A 16,119-nucleotide genomic window follows, 5' to 3' on the forward strand; every position below is an offset into this window, starting at 1 on the left:
GCGGCGGTGCCGGCCGAAAGGGCCGTACCGGCGGCGGTGTTCGTCGCAGCAGCGACGGCGGCGGGGTTCAAAGTGCGCGCTCCCCCATAAGACCGGCCGCACCCTTGGCGAGCATCTCGTCGGCGAGTTCGCGGCCGAGGGCACGCGCTTCGTCGTCGGACGCCGGTGCGGGACCGGTGATGGACATCTGCACCAGCGAGGTGCCGTCGGTCGTGCCGACGACGCCGCGCAGGCGCAGCTCGGTAGTCTGCCCGTCGGCCACAAGGTCGGCCAGCGCGCCCACAGGGGCGCTGCAGCCGGCCTCGAGGGCGGCGAGCAGGGATCGCTCGGCGGTCACGGCGACCCGGGTGAACGGGTCGTCGAGCCCGGCGAGCTGTGCGGCCAGCTCCGGGTTGGAAGCGGCGCACTCGACGGCCAGTGCCCCCTGGCCGGGGGCGGGCAGTACGGCGTCGGCGGCGATCAGCTCGGTCGCCTCCGCGATCCTGCCGATACGGTTCAGCCCGGCGGCGGCCAGCACGACGGCGTCGAGCTTGCCGGAAGTAACGTACCCGATCCTGGTGTCAACGTTGCCACGGATCGGGACTGTCTCGATGTCCAGACCGTGTGACCGCGCCCACGAGTTGAGCTGGGCCATCCGGCGGGGCGACCCGGTGCCGACCGTGGCGCCGGGCGGCAGCGCCTCGAAGGTCAGCCCGTCCCTGGCGACCAGCGCGTCGCGCGGGTCCTCGCGGACCGGGACGGCGGCCAGCGTCAGCCCCTCGGGGGCCGCGGTCGGCAGGTCCTTCAGGCTGTGCACGGCGAAGTCGATGTCCCCGGCGAGCAGCGCGTCGCGCAGCGCCGAGACGAAGACGCCGGTGCCGCCGATCTGGGCCAGGCTCTCCCGGGAGATGTCGCCGTAGGTGGTGATCTCGACCAGTTCGACGTCCCGTCCGGTGAGCTGCCGGACCTGGTCGGCGACCATGCCGGACTGGGCCATCGCCAGTTTGCTCTTCCGCGTTCCCAGCCGGAGTGCGCCGCCAGCGGGGCGCCCCTCAGGTACCGCCTTGGTCATCAGCCAGCCTCGATTCGGTTCTGCCCCACGGCCGGAGGCCGGGTTTCGGCCCGGCTGACGGCGGCGACCGCCTGCGGGTCGAGGTCGAAGAGTTCTCGCAGCGCGTCGGCGTACCCGGCGCCGCCGGGCTCGCCCGCGAGCTGCTTGACCCGCACGGTCGGGGCGTGCAGGAGCTTGTCGACGACGCGGCGCACGGTCTGGGTGATCTCCGCGCGTTCCTTGTCGTCCAGACCGGGCAGCCTACCGTCGAGCCGGGAAAGTTCACCCGCAACGACATCGGCGGCCATGGCGCGCAGCGCCACCACGGTCGGGGTGATCCGCGCGGCGCGCTGGGCGGCGCCGAAGGCGGCGACCTCCTCCGCGACGATCGCCTGGACGGCGTCCACGTCGGCGGCCATCGGGGCGTCGGCGGACGCGGCGGCCAGCGACTCTATGTCGGCCAGGTGCACACCGTCGAGGTCGCGCGCGGCCGGGTCGACGTCCCGCGGCATCGCCAGGTCCAGTACGGCCAGCGGACCGGCCGCCCGCAGGTCCTCCACGGTGAGCACCAGGCCGGTGGAGCCGGTACAGGACACCACGATGTCGGCGTCGGCGAGCGCGCGGCCCAGCTCGGCCATGGTCACCGCGCGGGCGTCGGCGCCCTGCTCGGTGAGCAGCCGGGCCAGCCGGACGGCGCGGTCGGTCGTGCGGTTGGCGATCGTCAGCCGGTCGACCCCGGCGCGGGCCAGCGTGGCGGCGGCCAGCGACGACATGGAGCCGGCGCCCACCACCAGCGCCCGCCTGCCCGCGAGGGGGCCGGTCGCGGGGGCGAGCTGGGCCAGGCCGAAGGTGACCAGTGACTGGCCCGCCCGGTCGATGCCGGTCTCGGAGTGGGCGCGCTTGCCGACCCGCAGGGCCTGCTGGAAGAGGTCGTTGAGCAGCCGCCCCGCGGTGTGCAGCTCCTGGCCGACCGCGAGCGCGTCCTTGATCTGGCCGAGGATCTGGCCCTCGCCGACGACCATCGAGTCCAGCCCGCAGGCCACCGACAGCAGGTGGTGGACCGCCCGGTCCTCGTAGTGCACGTACAGGTACGGGGTCAGCTCGTCGAGGCCGACACCGCTGTGCTGGGCCAGCAGCGTGGACAGCTCGGCGACGCCTGCGTGGAATTTGTCCACGTCGGCGTACAGCTCGATGCGGTTGCAGGTGGACAGCGCCACCGCCTCACTCGCGGGCTCGGCGGCAAGCGCGTCCAGGAGCAGCTTGGCCCGCGCGTCCTCGGTGAGCGCGGCCCGCTCCAGCACGCTCACCGGCGCGCTGCGATGCGACAGTCCGACAACCAGCAGACTCATGCGGGCATCACGGCGGGTACGTCCCCGTCGGGCTCCTGGCGCCCTTCACCGGCCTTGCGCTGCTCGTGGAACGCGAGGATCTGCAGTTCGATGGACAGATCGACCTTGCGTACGTCCACGCCGTCCGGCACCGACAGCACGGTGGGGGCGAAGTTGAGAATCGAGGTCACCCCGGCGTTGACCAGCCGGTCGGTGACCTCCTGTGCGGCGCCCGCCGGGGTCGCGATGACCCCGATCGACACCTGGTTGTCGGCGACGATCGCTTCCAGCTCGTCGATGTGCCGCACCGGCAGTCCCGCGACCAGCCGCCCGGCCAGCGACGCGTCCGCGTCGAGCAGGGCCGCGACGCGGAAGCCGCGGGAGGCGAACCCGCCGTAATTGGCGAGGGCGGCGCCGAGGTTGCCGATACCGACGATGACGACCGGCCAGTCCTGGGTGAGGCCCAGCTCACGGCTGATCTGGTAGACGAGGTATTCGACGTCGTAGCCGACGCCCCTGGTCCCGTACGAGCCGAGATAGGAGAAGTCCTTGCGCAGCTTGGCCGAGTTGACCCCGGCCGCGGCGGCGAGCTCCTCCGAGGACACGGTGGGCACGGAGCGCTCGGACAGAGCGGTCAGCGCCCGCAGGTACAGCGGAAGCCTGGCGACGGTGGCCTCGGGAATCCCTCGGCTGCGAGTCGCCGGTCGGTGCGATCGGCCAGTTGCCACGGTGCTCCTGCGGGTAGAGCTGGGCTGAGGGCGACCACGGCCTTTGGGGCCGCCCCGTGCACGCCAGGCTATGTCTTTGTGAACGCGTGCACAAAGATGGTGTCCGTTTTGCCCGGCGGAAGTGATGGGCATCACGCGCTCCCATTACGGACATTGGGCACGCTTCGCCGTGACGAATCGTTGCTGCGGTGCTTCCAGAGCGTGGTGGTGGCCGTCGGCGGAACAGGGGGCTCGGGCCAGCGGACACCTGCCGCCTGCAACAACCGCCGCTCCAGACCGGCGGCGTCCGCGACGCCCGCACCACCGGCGGTGGCTCGGGACTGCGCCACAAAGTGGCTGAAAAGCGCCGCTGCCGCGCGGGCGTCGCCGAGCGCGGTGTGCGGGGTCCAGCCGGTCACACCCAGCGCCTGTACACATGCGCGCAGCGACAGCCCGTACGGCGCCGGGTTGTCGCGGCGGCGGTCGGCGGCCATCCGCATCGTGCACACCTCGGGCACGGCGGGCAGCCGCACCCCGACCCGGGCGTATTCGGCGGCCAGGAACGCCCGGTCGCACCCGACGTTGTGCCCGACCAGTACGCGGCCGCGCAGCAGCGTCAGCAGCCGGGCGGCGATCCCCGCGAAGCGCGGGGCGCCGCGGATGTGCCCGGGCTCGATGCCGTGGATGTGGGTCGGCCCGACCGGGCCCTGCGGGTCCAGGAGGGTCGTGAACTCGCCCTCGGGCGCCAGATCGCGGTCCAGCAGCACGACCGCCAGCTCGATGACCCGGTGCCGGCGCGAGGACGACCCGGTCGCCTCGACGTCCACGACGACGTAGCCGCCGGCGGCGGCTCCTTCCCCCGAGGGCACGTGGCCGCTTTCCGCGGTTCCTCTCACCGAGGGCATCGGCACTCTCCTCGCACATCGCCCCCGGCCGCACAAAACGCCACCGATCCTACCCGATCGGGTGGCGCGGGACCGAGCTTGCCGCTGCGTCGGCGGGTGCGCTTCCCCCAGGCGCGGGGGTTCTGGCGGTGCCTCCGCGTAGGAGGGGGGCCCACTCAGGGGCGCGGGGAACTGCGCGAGCAGCCCGCCGCCGGCCGGTGGCCCGGAGCGGATCGAACAGCCCCTCCGGGCCGGTGACGACCCACGCGTGGGGGTGGGCTGAGCGCGCCGTTCCCCGCCCCCCTGCGGGGGCGCCGCCAGCCGTCAGGTGGCCGCACGGCCGGCGCACCGAGGGACGGGGCGGGACGGGGCCGGACACCCAGCAGCGTGGGGGTGCGCGCGGTCAGACGGCCAAAGCTCGCCGCAGGCGAAGCTCGTCTACGCGCCAGAACGTGTGCTGCTCCCCGTCCACCAGGACAACAGGAATCTGCTCCCAGTACCGCCGGTACAACTCCTCGTCCTGAGTGATGTCCTGCTCGACCAGGACAGCCCCGGTCGCGGCGGCGACCTTCTCCACCACCGCGCGAGCGTCATCGCACAGATGACACCCCGGCTTCCCGATCAGCGTCACGGTCCTCGCACTCGTCATACCGCACATTGTGACGCCCGCGGTTCACGTACCCGCATCGTGGCCGAACCTGCCATGTCCCGCAGGGTGGTTATGCTCGCGTTATGGCCGCTCTCAGATGGCTCACCCCCCGCAGGCAGTCCGCCACGCAGCGGAGTGTTGTGGCCGGCGAGGCCGCCGCAGCCGCCGCGGAAGCGGCGCTCGCGACGAAGCCCAGGCCCGAAACCGCCGCGAAGGAAACGGAAGAACCGCAGGACCCGGAAGCGGAGTCCGCCTTCCCGGTGGCGGGCGACCCCCGGGCCGCCGCGTTCTTCGACCTGGACAACACCGTGATGCAGGGCGCCGCGCTGTTCCACTTCGGCCGCGGCCTGTACAAGCGGCATTTCTTCGACACCCGCGACCTGTTGCGCTTCGCCTGGCAGCAGGCGTACTTCCGGATGGCCGGCGCCGAGGACCCCGAGCACATGCAGGAGGCCCGCGACAGCGCGCTGTCGATCGTCAAGGGGCACCGCGTCGAGGAACTGATGTCCATCGGCGAGGAGATCTATGACGAGTACATGGCGGAGAAGATCTGGCCCGGTACCCGCGCCCTGGCGCAGGCGCACCTGGACGCGGGCCAGCGGGTGTGGCTGGTCACGGCCGCGCCCCTGGAGACGGCCACGATCATCGCCCGCCGGCTGGGCCTGACCGGCGCGCTCGGCACGGTCGCGGAGTCGGTCGACGGCGTCTACACCGGACGGCTGGTCGGCGAGCCGCTGCACGGCCCGGCGAAGGCCGAGGCGGTACGCGCGCTGGCGGCGGCGGAGGACCTGGACCTGTCGCTGTGCGCCGCGTACAGCGACTCGCACAACGACATCCCGATACTGTCGCTGGTCGGCCACCCCTATGCGATCAACCCCGACGCCCGGCTGCGCAAGCACGCCCGCGCCAAGGGCTGGCGGCTGCGCGACTACCGCACCGGGCGCAAGGCCGCGCGGATCGGCATTCCGGCCGCCGCGGGCATGGGCGCGGTCGCGGGCGGCACCGCCGCGGCCGTCGCGATCCACCGCCGCCGCAAGTGACGGCGGCGCGCCGCCGGTAGAGCCGCGCCCCGGCCCGTACGATCCCCGGCGGCCCACGCGGCCCATACGGCTCGTGCGGCACGCACACGGTCACAACACGGCCTCTGTGTGAGCTGTTCACGAACGAAAGTGGTCAACAGGGGTCGGCCGTTCGATAATTGGTCGATCCTCATTCCGTACAGGAAGTGGCGCAAACGGCGATTTGCGCAACTCGGTGTAGCGTCGCCTGTACGAAGCGTTATTCTCCTCAGACGCAATCCGGAACCCACGCGTCGCCACGACGGGTGAACGGTCCCGTACTGCACGTGATGGAAGTTCTGCCTCTGGGAGTCCCGTGTACCCACACGACGGGGTTGACACCTCCGGCCTGGCTGCGTTGCGCGCACTGGTGCTCGACCGACTGATGCGCACAGTCCCCGCGTACGCCCGGCCCACCCTCGCCACGTCAGGTCCCACCGTCCCCGGTCCGGCGTACGCGCTGGCCGAAGTCAGCACAGCCGCAGGCAGACGCACCCGCAACAGCTCGGGCGCGGCAGGTTCGAACGGCGCCGCCCCTGGCGCCCAGGCCCGCCGCCCCGCCTCCGACACCGACTCCGGCCGGATGATGGACCTGGTCGAACGCGCCCAGGACGGCGAGACGGAGGCCTTCGGCCGGCTGTACGACCACTACAGCGACACCGTCTACCGCTACATCTACTACCGGGTCGGGTCCAAGGCCACGGCCGAGGACCTGACCAGTGAGACGTTCCTGCGCGCCCTGCGCAGAATCGGCACCTTCACCTGGCAGGGCCGCGATTTCGGCGCGTGGCTGGTCACGATCGCCCGAAATCTGGTCGCCGACCACTTCAAGTCGAGCCGTTTCCGGCTGGAAGTGACCACCGGCGAAATGCTCGACGCCAACGAGGTCGAGCGCAGCCCCGAGGACTCCGTCCTGGAGTCGCTGTCCAACGAGGCGCTGCTCACCGCCGTGCGCAAGCTCAACCCGCAGCAGCAGGAATGCGTCACCCTGCGCTTCCTGCAAGGCCTGTCGGTGGCCGAGACCGCCCGTGTGATGGGCAAGAACGAAGGCGCGATCAAGACCCTCCAGTACCGCGCTGTGCGTACGCTGGCCAGACTCCTGCCCGACGACGCGAGGTGAGACCTCGGTGGCGCCGCACGATCATCACACCTGCGTAACCCAACTGGAGCGACACTCGTTGCTTCACATGCAGACAACTTTGTGCCGGGCCACGCCCGCCGCGCTTCACCCGATCGGGTGCATGGGGGCAGGCAGCGCAACCCACCCGCGGCACGGGGAGTCGAGTGTGGATGACGAGAGGAGGTGCCGCCCGTGATCGGACAGGCAACGGCACACCGCCGGGCGAACGCCTTCGCCCAAGCCCTTGAGGACGCGGCCGTCCAGGAGGACACCGCCGAGGCAGGGCGGCAGCAGGGCACGCCCGGCGCGCACGGCAGCCATGCCGCGGCCCGGCACGCCGACCCCGAGCAGGCCGCGCTGCTGGCGCTCGCCTCGACGCTCGCGGAACAGCCGCGGCCCGCGCTCGACCCCGAGCGCAAGACCGTGCAACGCGCACAACTGATCGCCGCGATGGAGCAGGCGCTCGCGGACGGCAGCTTCCCGGTCACCCCCCGGGTGCCGGAACAGCGCAAGGAAAGCCAGGGCAGCCATCGGCTGCGCCGGCTCACCCCGCGCAGCCGGCTCTCCCGCCGGCTCGCCGTCGGCGGCCTCACCGTGGGCGTCGCCGCCGGCGCCTTCGGCGGAGTCGCCGCGGCCAGCACCAACGCGCTGCCGGGCGACACCCTCTACGGCCTCAAGCGCGGCATGGAGGACCTCAAGCTCGACATGGCCAGCGGTGACGCCTCCCGGGGCAAGGTCTACCTCGACATGGCCTCCACCCGCCTCCAGGAGGCCCGCCGCCTCATGGAACGCGGCCGCGGCGGGCCGCTCGACGACGAATCCGTCTCCGAGGTGCGCAAGGCCCTGTCCGGCATGCAGCAGGAGGCCGCGGAGGGCCACCGGCTGCTCAGCCAGGCCTACCAGGACGACGGCTCGATCCAGCCGATCGAGACGCTGAACTCCTTCACGGCAGGCCACCGGCAGGGCTGGAGCGATCTGCGGGGCAAGCTGCCCAGCCAGCTCACCGACGTGTCGGAGCAGGTCTCCTCGGTCTTCGACGCCATAGACCAGGAGGTCGCGCCGCTGCAGGACCTGCTGCCGAAGCCGAAGAAGGGCGAGCACGGGCACGACGGCTCCGGTTCCGCGGGCTCCGGCCCGTCCGCCGGTACGTCGTCGGCGCCGTCCACCTCGTCCTCGGCCACGCCCGGGCAGGGCGGCACCGGTGGGCAGAGTGCCACGCCGTCGCCGTCGGGTACGCCGGGCGGCGGGCTGATCGGCGGTACGAATCCGCTCGGGCCGCTTCCCGCGCTGCCCACCCCGGGTTCGCCGAGCCCCTCGGCCCCGTCCGACCACTCCGTCACCCTGCCCCCGCTCCTCCCCGGCCTCCTCCCGGGCCTCGGCCTGGGGACGACCACCGATGATGAGGGCTGACGCCTGGTCCTGAGGGGGGTCCGCGCGTCCTGCCACCCGGGGACGTCCCCGGGCCCTTCCCCGGCATGGGGGCTGAGCGCGCAGTTCCTCGCGCCCCTGGTGGGTGCCCTCTTCCGCAGAGGGTCCCCGGTTGGGGCGCGGCGAACCGGCACGCTGCGTCAGAAGAAGACGGACCGGCGTTGGACCAGGAGTTCGTACAGCGTGTGCTGAATCGTTTCCCGGACCTGGTCCGTCAGGTTGAAGACCAGCATCGGGTCCTCCGCCGCCTCCGGCGGGTAGCCGTCCGTCGCGATGGGCTCGCCGAACTGGATCACCCACTTCGTGGGGAGCGGGACCAGGCCCGCGGGCCCCAGCCAGGGGAAGGTCGGGGTGAGCGGGAAGTAGGGCAGCCCCAGCAGCCGCGCCGCCGTGCGGGAGTTCCCGACCATGGGGTAGATCTCCTCCGCCCCCACCACGGAGCACGGCACGATCGGCACCTTCGTCTTGAGCGCAGTCGCCACGAAACCTCCCCGCCCGAAGCGCTGGAGCTTGTAGCGGTCGGAGAAGGGCTTCCCGAGGCCCTTGAAGCCCTCGGGCATCACCCCGACGACCTCGCCGCGCTCCAGCAGGACCTCCGCGTCCTCCGCGCAGGCCAGCGTGTGGCCGAGCTTGCGGGCCAGTTCGTTGACCAGCGGGAGCATGAAGACCAGGTCGGCGGCGAGCAGCCGCAGATGGCGCCCGGCGGGGTGGTGGTCGTGGACGGCGACCTGGGTCATCAGACCGTCCAGCGGCAGCGTGCCGGAGTGGTTGGAGACGACGAGCGCGCCGCCTTCCGCGGGGATGTTCTCGATACCGCGGACCTCGACGCGGAAGTACGCCCCGAACATCGGCCGCAGCAGCGACATCAGCACCTGGTCGGTCAGCTCGGCGTCGTAGCCGAATTCGTCGACCTCGTAGTCCCCGGTGACCCGGCGCCGCAGGAAGGCCAGCCCCGAGGCGACCTTGCGCTCCCAGTCGCCGCCCAGGACGCGGTCGGCGACGCCCGCGAGCGCCCCGCCGAGGTCCCCGGGCCGGGCGGCGGCCCCTTCCTGCCCGGAGGCCGCCCCGGGGCCGGGACGGCCCCCGTCGGCCTGCGCGGGGATCCCCGGCGGCGGCGGTACGGTCCCGTCCGCCGACACCGCGGCCAGCGGCGGCTGCGGGCCGTCCGCCGCCTTGCCCGCCGCCTTGCCCGCCGCGGGCGTACGGCCGCGCGGCGCCCGGGAGCGCCCGGAGCCGCGCCTGCCGCGCGAGTCCTCGTCGAACGGGATCACCTTGGCATCGGCCATGGTCCCTGCTCCTTCTCCTGAGGTGCCCGAGGCACCCGAAGCGCTGCCGGTCACCGCCGCGCCCCCGTCCGCGTACCGCCCGCCGCGGGCGGCACTGCCCCGGCCAGCCGGTCGACCGCCGCGGCCAGCCGGGCCGGGGGCAGCAGTCCGGGGCCGTGGCCGCGGGCGAAGTCGTGGAAGGTCTCGGCGGTGGTGTAGGTCGGTACGAATCCGAGCGTGTCACGCATCTGCGCGGTGTCCACCACCCGGCCGTGCGTGAGCAGCCGGATCTGCTCGGGCGCGAAGTCCGTGACGCCGGCGGTCCGCAGCACCTGGCCGATCCAGGTGACCGCGGGCAGCAGCACCGGCACGGTGGGCTTGCCGAGCCGCCTGGCGGTCTGCGACAGCAGCAGCACCCCGTCGCCCGCGATGTTGAAGGTGCCGCTGTTGAGGGTGCCGCGGCGGGGTTCGAGCGCGGCCAGCACCGTGACGGCCAGGACGTCGTCCTCGTGCACGAACTGCAGCCGCGGGTCGTAGCCGAAGACCGTCGGCAGTACGGGCAGCGCGAAGAACTCCGCGAGCGGGGTGTCCGCGTCGGGCCCGAGGATGTTCGCGAAGCGCAGCACCGCGACCGCGACGTCCGGGCGGCGGCGGGCGAAGCCTCGTACGTATCCCTCGACCTCGACTGCGTCCTTCGCGAAGCCGCCGCTGGGCAGCGACTTCACCGGGGTCGTCTCGCGGAAGACCGCGGGGTCGCGCGGCGCGGAGCCGTAGACGCTGGTGGTGGACTTGACGACCAGCCGCCGTACGGTCGGCGCCTTCTGGCAGGCACCGAGCAGCTGCATGGTGCCGATGACGTTGGTCTCCTTGGCCTGCGTCCGGCCGCCGGAGCCCAGCGGGGTGCCGCTGACGTCCAGGTGCACGACGGTGTCGACCGAGTGCTGTGCGAGCACCTTGGCGATCATCGGCTGCCGGATGTCGGCCCTGACGAATTCCGCGCCGCCCAGTTCGTGCTCCGGCGGCACCACGTCGACGGCGACGACCCGCTCGACCTCGGGGTCGTGCTGGATCCGCCGGACGAACCGGCCGCCGAGCTGCCGCGCGGCGCCTGTGACGAGCACCACCTTGCCCACGCCCACGGTTCAGCGCCTTCCTCGGGGAATACCCGCACCGTATCCTCTGCGCCTCCCCCGCGCGCCCCCCGACATGCAGCCGTTGCAGCCCGGACACCGGGGCGCGCGCCCCGGACATGCCACTGCCCTCCCGCACCGCCGGGAGGCGGTGCGGGAGGGCAGGAAGTGCGGCGGAAAAGTCGCCCGCTTACTTCTTGTTGCGGCGCTGGACACGCGTCCGCTTCAGCAGCTTGCGGTGCTTCTTCTTGGCCATACGCTTACGCCGCTTCTTGATGACAGAGCCCACGACTACCCTCGCTTCGGTTTCACTCGGTGCGGGGCGTCCGAGCCCACACGACCTACGTCGGCCAAGCCTACCCGTCCGGAGCGGACGGACATAAACGAGGCCCACGCGGACGGTCGTCTGCCCGTCAGGGCCTTCTCAGGCAGATTCCACCCCCACGTAGGACTCCCGCAGGTACTCGTGGACGGCCTGCTCCGGAACCCGGAACGAACGGCCCACGCGAATCGCCGGCAGATGGCCGCTGTGCACCAGTCGGTACACGGTCATCTTCGACACCCGCATCACCGCCGCCACTTCGGCGACGGTGAGGAAAACGACCTCGTTGAGAGGTCGGGTTTCTGTAGCAGTCATGTCACACCTGAACCTTCCGCACACGCCGGGCACCGGCTTCCCCTCCGGCGACTCAAAGCGGCGTGTGCGCTCCCCCCCAGATTAGGGGCGCATGTGGTGAGTGGGGAAGAGGAGTTGCCAATGGTTGACTACTGTGACAGCCAGGCCTGTTTGAGTACGTAGCGCGTCAATGGCCGGTAGTAATCGGACCGGACGGTGTCGTCGACGGGCACCGCGACCGATACGCTGCCCTCCGCCTCGGCCACGAATACGGCCGGGTCGTCGGAGTCCGCCAGGCCGATCGTCTCGATGCCCAACTGACCTGCGCCGCATACGAATCCGTGGTCGCCGACGACCAGCCCCGGCAGCTTTCCGCCCTGTTCTGCAGCCGCCGCGAGAGCCACCCTGACCGGCAGTGGCGAGTGGGTGTGCGCACCCGCCTCGACCGGCGGCTCCTCACCCTCCGTGACCACCGGCCGGACGACCGCGACCCCGCCGACGTACCACAAATGATGGCGGCGTACGCCGAACTGCGTGGGCACGTCCACATCACGCCCATACGCGGGGGTGAGGACGACACATCCCGCCGCCGAGAGAGCCGCGGCCAAAGATGCGTAGAAACCAAGGAGGCGGTGTGGATGTCCTGTGCCCAAGAGCACCGGAATGCGGTCACACGCGGCCCTCGCGAGCCGCTCAGCGAACGCGTCGAGCGCCGCCAGCGTGCAGTCCGGGTCGATCACGTCGAAGCCCGTCGTCCGCTCCGGGTCGGGGGACACCCCGCACCGGTCCGCCATCAGCCGCAGCAGGTCCGGGGCCGTCCACGCGCCCTCCGGGTCGAGCCCCAGCGTCAGCCGCGGATCGCGCGCCGCGAACAGCCGGTAGCTCGCCAGGCTCTTCTCCCGCGGCGTCGCGGTCAGCCCGGCCAGCCCGGCCGCCACCAGATGCGCGCGCAGCGCGCCGACACTCACCACGGCATGATCGTCCCGGCCAGACCCGCCCACGGTGGTCGGAAACCGCCGAATTCACCCTACAGGTATCCCGCGGACCGGGCACCGGCCGTACGCCGCCGCGTCACGGCAGCAGCCCGTGCAGCGGGAAGACCGCCCGCCGGGTCGCCAGGACCGCCTGGTCGAGCCGGTCGGCCGGGTCGTAGCCGGCCTCCTCGAAGCCCTTCCAGCACGGCTCGCAGCCGTCCGTCATCCGCAGCGGCGCAGGCTGCCCGGTACGGGCGTAGGCCTGGTGCCGCCACTCCTCCGGCACCGGCGTCTCCGGCGGCAGCGGCACACCCGCCGCGATGGCGACCAGATGCGTCCACGTCCGCGGCACCACGTCGGCGACCGCGTAGCCTCCGCCGCCGAGCGCCACCCAGCGCCCCGCCGCGTGCTCGTGCGCCAGCGCGTGGCACGCCTCGGCCACCACCCGCTGGGCGTCCAGCGACACCGCCAGGTGCGCCAGCGGGTCCTCCACGTGCGTATCGGCTCCGTGCTGGCTCACCAGCACCTGCGGCCGGAAGGCGGCCAGCAGCTCGGGCACCACGGCGTGGAAGGCCCGCAGCCAGCCCGCGTCACCCGTCCCGGCCGGCAGCGCCACATTCACCGCCCCGCCCTCGGCCGCAGGGCCCCCGGTCTCCTCCGGCCAGCCGGTGTGCGGGAAGAGCGTCCGCGGATGCTCGTGCAGCGAGATCGTCAGCACCCGCGGATCGTCCCAGAACGCCGTCTGCACCCCGTCGCCGTGGTGGACGTCCACATCGACGTACGCGACCCGCTCCGCGCCCAGCTCCAGCAGCCGCGCCACCGCGAGGGCCGCGTCGTTGTAGACGCAGAAGCCCGCCGCGGACCCGGGCATCGCATGGTGCAGCCCGCCGGCGAAATTCACCGCGTGCGCCACCTCGCCGCGCCATACCGCCTCCGCCGCCGCGACCGACTGCCCGGCGATCAGCGCCGAGACCTCGTGCATCCGCGGGAAGACCGGATTGTCGTCCGTCCCCAGCCCGTACGAGGCGTAGGTCAGGTACGCCGCCGGTACGACGGCCGGCTCCTGCTCCTGCGACGCCCGGCGTACCGCCGCCACATAGTCCGCGTCGTGCACCAGTGTCAGCGTCGAGTCCCCCGCGGGCGGCGCCGCCACCACTGTCAGTGCCGGGTCGAGCCCGAGCGCCCGCACCAGATCCCGGGTGAGCGAGAGCCGCACCGGGTCCATCGGATGCCCGGGGCCGAAGTCGTAGCCGGTGACCCGCTCATCCCACATCAACTGTGCTCGGCCGCTCATGGCCGACACCGTACCCGGCGGGCCCGGCGGAGAAGGACCTGGCGTAATGCAGCGTCGCCCCCACCAGCACCATGGGCACGATCATCGCCCCCCGGTAGCTCCACGCATCGCCCAGCGCCCCCACCAGCGGCGAGCCCACCAGGAATCCGACGTAGTTGAAGACGTTCAGCCGCGCGATGGCCGTGTCCGACGCCCCCGGGAACATCCGCCCGGCCGCCGCGAAGGTCTGCGGCACGATCACGCACAGCCCGAAGCCCAGCAGCGTGAAGCCGAGCATGCCCACCCACGCGCCTGGCGCCACCGCCACCACCGCGAAGCCCGCCATCGCCACGACCGCCCCCAGCCGCACCACAGCCGCCGCGCCGAACCGCCGCACCCCGAAGTCGCCCACCGAGCGGCCGATCAGCGTCGTCACCATGTAGACGGCGTAGGGGACCGTCGACAGCTGCTCCGAGCTGTGCAGGGTGTCCTGCAGATACTTCGCGCTCCAGTTGGAGACCGTCGAGTCGCCGATGTACGCGAACGCCATCACCAGGCAGAGCGGCATCAGCAGCCGCATCACCACCGGCTGCGTCTCCTTCGGCGCGCCCTCCAGCCGGGCGTCGGCCGCGTCCCGGTACCGGCGGCTCGCGGCCAGCGTCAGCGGGATCAGCACCAGCACCACGGGCCCGTACAGCGCCACCAGCGAGATGTGCCAGTGCGCCCCCGACCAGGCCAGCGAAGCCCCGATGATCCCGCCCAGGCTGTACGCGGCGTGGAAGCCCAGCATGATGCTGCGGCCGTACTCCCGCTGGAGGCTCACCCCGAGCATGTTCATCGACGCGTCGAGCCCGCCGACGCACACCCCGAACAGCGCCAGCGCCACCGCCGCGACCCACATCCGGTCCCCGGCGCCCAGGACGAGCAGCACCAGCGCGACCACCGGCTGCACCCAGCGCAGGACGACGCTGGGCCGCACCCGCTTGACCAGCTGCTCGGTCCCGACACTGCCGAGCCCCGCCAGGATGGGCACCGCGGCCAGGAACACCGGCAGCAGCCCGTCACTGATCCCGTAGCGGTCCTGGATCGCCGGAATCCGGGTCACCAGCAAGGCGAAGAGCGCCCCCTGCGCGAAGAAGCTGACCGCGAGGGCGGCTCGGCCGTGCCGCAGGGTCTGCGGGCGAGCGTCGTCCATAAGCGAGCACGGTAGACGCGAAAGCTACGGATGAGTAGGTGCACGGAGTCACGATCGTGAGTCACGGCGGGGACACACCGCGTTCCGGGCCGGGATCAGCCCCGCGATCAGCCCGGGACCGGCCCGCGGTCAGCCGCGGGGGTCGGGTGCGGGGCCGTCGCGGAGGCCGCTGCGGGCCGGACCGGATCCGTGACGGTCAGCGCAGGAGCAGGTCGGGCAGCTCGGTCATGCACCCGAACAGCGCGGTCGCGTCCTTGAGCTTCGCGGCCGGCGTCATCGCGGTGTAGCCGTACACATCCATCCCGGCCGCCAGCGCCGCCGCGACCCCCAGCCCGCTGTCCTCCACGACGGCACACCGCTCGGGCGCCACGCCCATGGTGCGGGCGGCATACAGGAAGAGGTCCGGCGCCGGCTTCCCCCGTCCCACGTCCTGCGCCGAGAAGATCCGCTGCTCCCCGAACTTCTCGTACAGCCCGGTCTTCCGCAGCGCGACCCTGATCCGCTCATGCCCCCCGGACGACGCCAGGCAGTACGCCACCCCGTCCGCCGCGAGCTTGTCCAGTACGAGCGCGACCCCGGCGACCGGCTCCAACTCCGCCTCGAACGCCGCGAAGACCCTTTCGTGATACCCGGCGTCAAAACCTTCGGGCAGGCTCTCCCCGTGCCGCTCCCGCACCACATCGTGCACACGGTGCATGGCGGCGCCCATGAAGTCCCTGACCGAGTCATCGAAGCTGGTCGGATATCCGGCCTCGGTCAGGCACTCCGCCAGGATGAGGTTGGACATCCGCTCACTGTCCACAAGGACGCCGTCGTTGTCGAAGATGACCAGGCCGTATGACATCGCACCACTGTAGACGGGATCCGCCGCACCGGGTTCGGACGCCTGCGCGCCGGTGCCGGGCGCCCTCGCGGAGGGACACCCGGCACCGGTACGGGCCGCGGTCAGTGGGTGTAGAGGTAGACCCATCCGTCCTGGCCGGCGGTGCACTGGAAGACCGGGCCCCACAACGCGTAGCCGGCCTGCCCTGCGGTCTGACAGTCGGCGTAACTGCGGTACGCGCCCGCCAGGTGCGGGAACTCCTGGCTCGCGCCGGCGGCCGAGGCGGCGCCGAGGGGAACCACGACCGCGGCGACAACAGCGGCGAACAGTCCGATACGTCTTTTCACGTGCCAACTCCTTTGCGCAGAGACATGCTGACTTAGCGCCAGATGTCGCGGGAGGTGGTGCGATGCCGCTCGCATGCTAGCCGCCGCGCCACTCACAGGTCCAGACCATTGCGGACGGTCAGCTGGGCCAGCAGTGGCCGGCCAACGCAAAAAAGTCCCGCCCCCGAGGTGACCCCGGGGGCGGGACTTTCTAATAATTGTTCGGCGGTGTCCTACTCTCCCACAGGGTCCCCCCTGCAGTACCATCGGCGCTGAAAGGCTTAGCTTCCGGGTTCGGAATGTAACCGGGCGT

17 protein-coding genes and 1 rRNA gene are annotated in these 16,119 nt (G+C 72.1%); 3 read left to right on the forward strand and 15 right to left on the reverse strand.

Annotated features, from left to right (window positions below; translation table 11 throughout):
* Window positions 1–67: 67 nt before the first annotated feature.
* The 5 genes from hemC to V7E46_RS16650 all read right to left on the reverse strand — a co-directional run bounded on the left by hemC (window position 68) and on the right by V7E46_RS16650 (window position 4,598).
* A complete protein-coding gene (hemC, locus tag V7E46_RS16630) occupies window positions 68–1,051 on the reverse strand; it encodes a hydroxymethylbilane synthase (RefSeq protein WP_333769133.1) in 984 nt (327 codons plus the stop codon).
* Window positions 1,051–2,379, reverse strand: coding sequence for a glutamyl-tRNA reductase (locus V7E46_RS16635; protein WP_333769134.1), 1,329 nt, complete (start codon window positions 2,377–2,379; stop codon window positions 1,051–1,053). The genes hemC and V7E46_RS16635 overlap by 1 nt, the downstream gene beginning before the upstream one ends.
* Window positions 2,376–3,086: a redox-sensing transcriptional repressor Rex gene (locus tag V7E46_RS16640; protein WP_033177671.1), complete on the reverse strand. Its 711-nt coding sequence runs from the start codon at window positions 3,084–3,086 to the stop codon at window positions 2,376–2,378. Before V7E46_RS16640 ends, V7E46_RS16635 begins: the two co-directional genes overlap by 4 nt.
* Window positions 3,087–3,217: 131 nt before the next feature.
* Complete coding sequence (locus tag V7E46_RS16645; RefSeq protein ID WP_333769135.1) at window positions 3,218–3,970, reverse strand: 3'-5' exonuclease; 753 nt, start codon at window positions 3,968–3,970, stop codon at window positions 3,218–3,220.
* Between the two features lie 382 nt (window positions 3,971–4,352).
* On the reverse strand, window positions 4,353–4,598 hold the full coding sequence (locus V7E46_RS16650; RefSeq protein ID WP_333769136.1) for a glutaredoxin family protein: 246 nt from the start codon (window positions 4,596–4,598) through the stop codon (window positions 4,353–4,355).
* Window positions 4,599–4,681: 83 nt separating this feature from the next.
* Between V7E46_RS16650 and V7E46_RS16655 the strand changes: the two genes are divergently transcribed.
* From V7E46_RS16655 to V7E46_RS16665, 3 genes are all read left to right on the forward strand, one after another.
* Entirely contained in the window at window positions 4,682–5,638 is a 957-nt protein-coding gene (locus tag V7E46_RS16655; RefSeq protein WP_333769137.1) for an HAD family hydrolase, read from the forward strand.
* Between the two features lie 334 nt (window positions 5,639–5,972).
* Complete coding sequence (locus V7E46_RS16660) at window positions 5,973–6,776, forward strand: ECF subfamily RNA polymerase sigma factor, BldN family (protein ID WP_329175852.1); 804 nt, start codon at window positions 5,973–5,975, stop codon at window positions 6,774–6,776.
* Between the two features lie 192 nt (window positions 6,777–6,968).
* On the forward strand, window positions 6,969–8,186 hold the full coding sequence (locus V7E46_RS16665) for a DUF5667 domain-containing protein (protein WP_333769138.1): 1,218 nt from the start codon (window positions 6,969–6,971) through the stop codon (window positions 8,184–8,186).
* Window positions 8,187–8,344: 158 nt separating this feature from the next.
* Here V7E46_RS16665 and V7E46_RS16670 read toward each other — a convergent pair whose 3' ends face one another.
* The 10 genes from V7E46_RS16670 to rrf form a co-directional block, all read right to left on the reverse strand.
* The gene (locus V7E46_RS16670) at window positions 8,345–9,490 is read right to left on the reverse strand and encodes a lysophospholipid acyltransferase family protein (RefSeq protein WP_333769139.1); all 1,146 of its coding nucleotides are present in this window, start codon (window positions 9,488–9,490) and stop codon (window positions 8,345–8,347) included.
* A 50-nt stretch (window positions 9,491–9,540) separates the two neighbouring features.
* Entirely contained in the window at window positions 9,541–10,602 is a 1,062-nt protein-coding gene (locus V7E46_RS16675; protein ID WP_333769147.1) for an NAD-dependent epimerase/dehydratase family protein, read from the reverse strand.
* Between the two features lie 187 nt (window positions 10,603–10,789).
* Complete coding sequence (locus V7E46_RS33915) at window positions 10,790–10,993, reverse strand: 30S ribosomal protein bS22 (RefSeq protein ID WP_443054191.1); 204 nt, start codon at window positions 10,991–10,993, stop codon at window positions 10,790–10,792.
* A 30-nt stretch (window positions 10,994–11,023) separates the two neighbouring features.
* Window positions 11,024–11,236, reverse strand: coding sequence for a helix-turn-helix domain-containing protein (locus tag V7E46_RS16685; protein ID WP_329175855.1), 213 nt, complete (start codon window positions 11,234–11,236; stop codon window positions 11,024–11,026).
* 128 nt (window positions 11,237–11,364) lie between these two features.
* Window positions 11,365–12,186, reverse strand: coding sequence for a phosphatase (locus tag V7E46_RS16690; RefSeq protein WP_333769140.1), 822 nt, complete (start codon window positions 12,184–12,186; stop codon window positions 11,365–11,367).
* A gap of 100 nt (window positions 12,187–12,286) precedes the next feature.
* The gene (locus V7E46_RS16695; RefSeq protein ID WP_333769141.1) at window positions 12,287–13,483 is read right to left on the reverse strand and encodes an acetoin utilization protein AcuC; all 1,197 of its coding nucleotides are present in this window, start codon (window positions 13,481–13,483) and stop codon (window positions 12,287–12,289) included.
* Window positions 13,452–14,657, reverse strand: coding sequence for an MFS transporter (locus V7E46_RS16700; RefSeq protein WP_333769142.1), 1,206 nt, complete (start codon window positions 14,655–14,657; stop codon window positions 13,452–13,454). The genes V7E46_RS16695 and V7E46_RS16700 overlap by 32 nt, the downstream gene beginning before the upstream one ends.
* A gap of 196 nt (window positions 14,658–14,853) precedes the next feature.
* Window positions 14,854–15,501: an HAD family hydrolase gene (locus V7E46_RS16705; protein WP_333769143.1), complete on the reverse strand. Its 648-nt coding sequence runs from the start codon at window positions 15,499–15,501 to the stop codon at window positions 14,854–14,856.
* Between the two features lie 101 nt (window positions 15,502–15,602).
* Window positions 15,603–15,827 carry a hypothetical protein gene (locus tag V7E46_RS16710; protein WP_333769144.1) on the reverse strand — a complete coding sequence of 75 codons (225 nt, stop codon included), beginning with the start codon at window positions 15,825–15,827 and terminating at the stop codon, window positions 15,603–15,605.
* Window positions 15,828–16,026: 199 nt separating this feature from the next.
* Window positions 16,027–16,119: ribosomal RNA gene (rrf, locus tag V7E46_RS16715) — 5S ribosomal RNA — on the reverse strand; the annotation flags it as partial.

Source organism: Streptomyces sp. IBSBF 2435, assembly GCF_036815005.1.
Lineage (GTDB): Bacteria > Actinomycetota > Actinomycetes > Streptomycetales > Streptomycetaceae > Actinacidiphila.

Excerpts from the sequence above, each read along its gene's own strand:
- V7E46_RS16650 (WP_333769136.1), bottom strand. The coding sequence starts at position 4,598 with ATGACGAGTGCGAGGACCGTGACGCTGATCGGGAAGCCGGGGTGTCAT.
- V7E46_RS16635 (WP_333769134.1), bottom strand. The coding sequence starts at position 2,379 with ATGAGTCTGCTGGTTGTCGGACTGTCGCATCGCAGCGCGCCGGTGAGC.
- V7E46_RS16685 (WP_329175855.1), bottom strand. The coding sequence starts at position 11,236 with ATGACTGCTACAGAAACCCGACCTCTCAACGAGGTCGTTTTCCTCACC.
- V7E46_RS16700 (WP_333769142.1), bottom strand. The coding sequence starts at position 14,657 with ATGGACGACGCTCGCCCGCAGACCCTGCGGCACGGCCGAGCCGCCCTC.
- V7E46_RS16705 (WP_333769143.1), bottom strand. The coding sequence starts at position 15,501 with ATGTCATACGGCCTGGTCATCTTCGACAACGACGGCGTCCTTGTGGAC.
- V7E46_RS16645 (WP_333769135.1), bottom strand. The coding sequence starts at position 3,970 with ATGCCCTCGGTGAGAGGAACCGCGGAAAGCGGCCACGTGCCCTCGGGG.
- V7E46_RS16655 (WP_333769137.1), top strand. The coding sequence starts at position 4,682 with ATGGCCGCTCTCAGATGGCTCACCCCCCGCAGGCAGTCCGCCACGCAG.
- hemC (WP_333769133.1), bottom strand. The coding sequence starts at position 1,051 with ATGACCAAGGCGGTACCTGAGGGGCGCCCCGCTGGCGGCGCACTCCGG.
- V7E46_RS16670 (WP_333769139.1), bottom strand. The coding sequence starts at position 9,490 with ATGGCCGATGCCAAGGTGATCCCGTTCGACGAGGACTCGCGCGGCAGG.
- V7E46_RS16695 (WP_333769141.1), bottom strand. The coding sequence starts at position 13,483 with ATGAGCGGCCGAGCACAGTTGATGTGGGATGAGCGGGTCACCGGCTAC.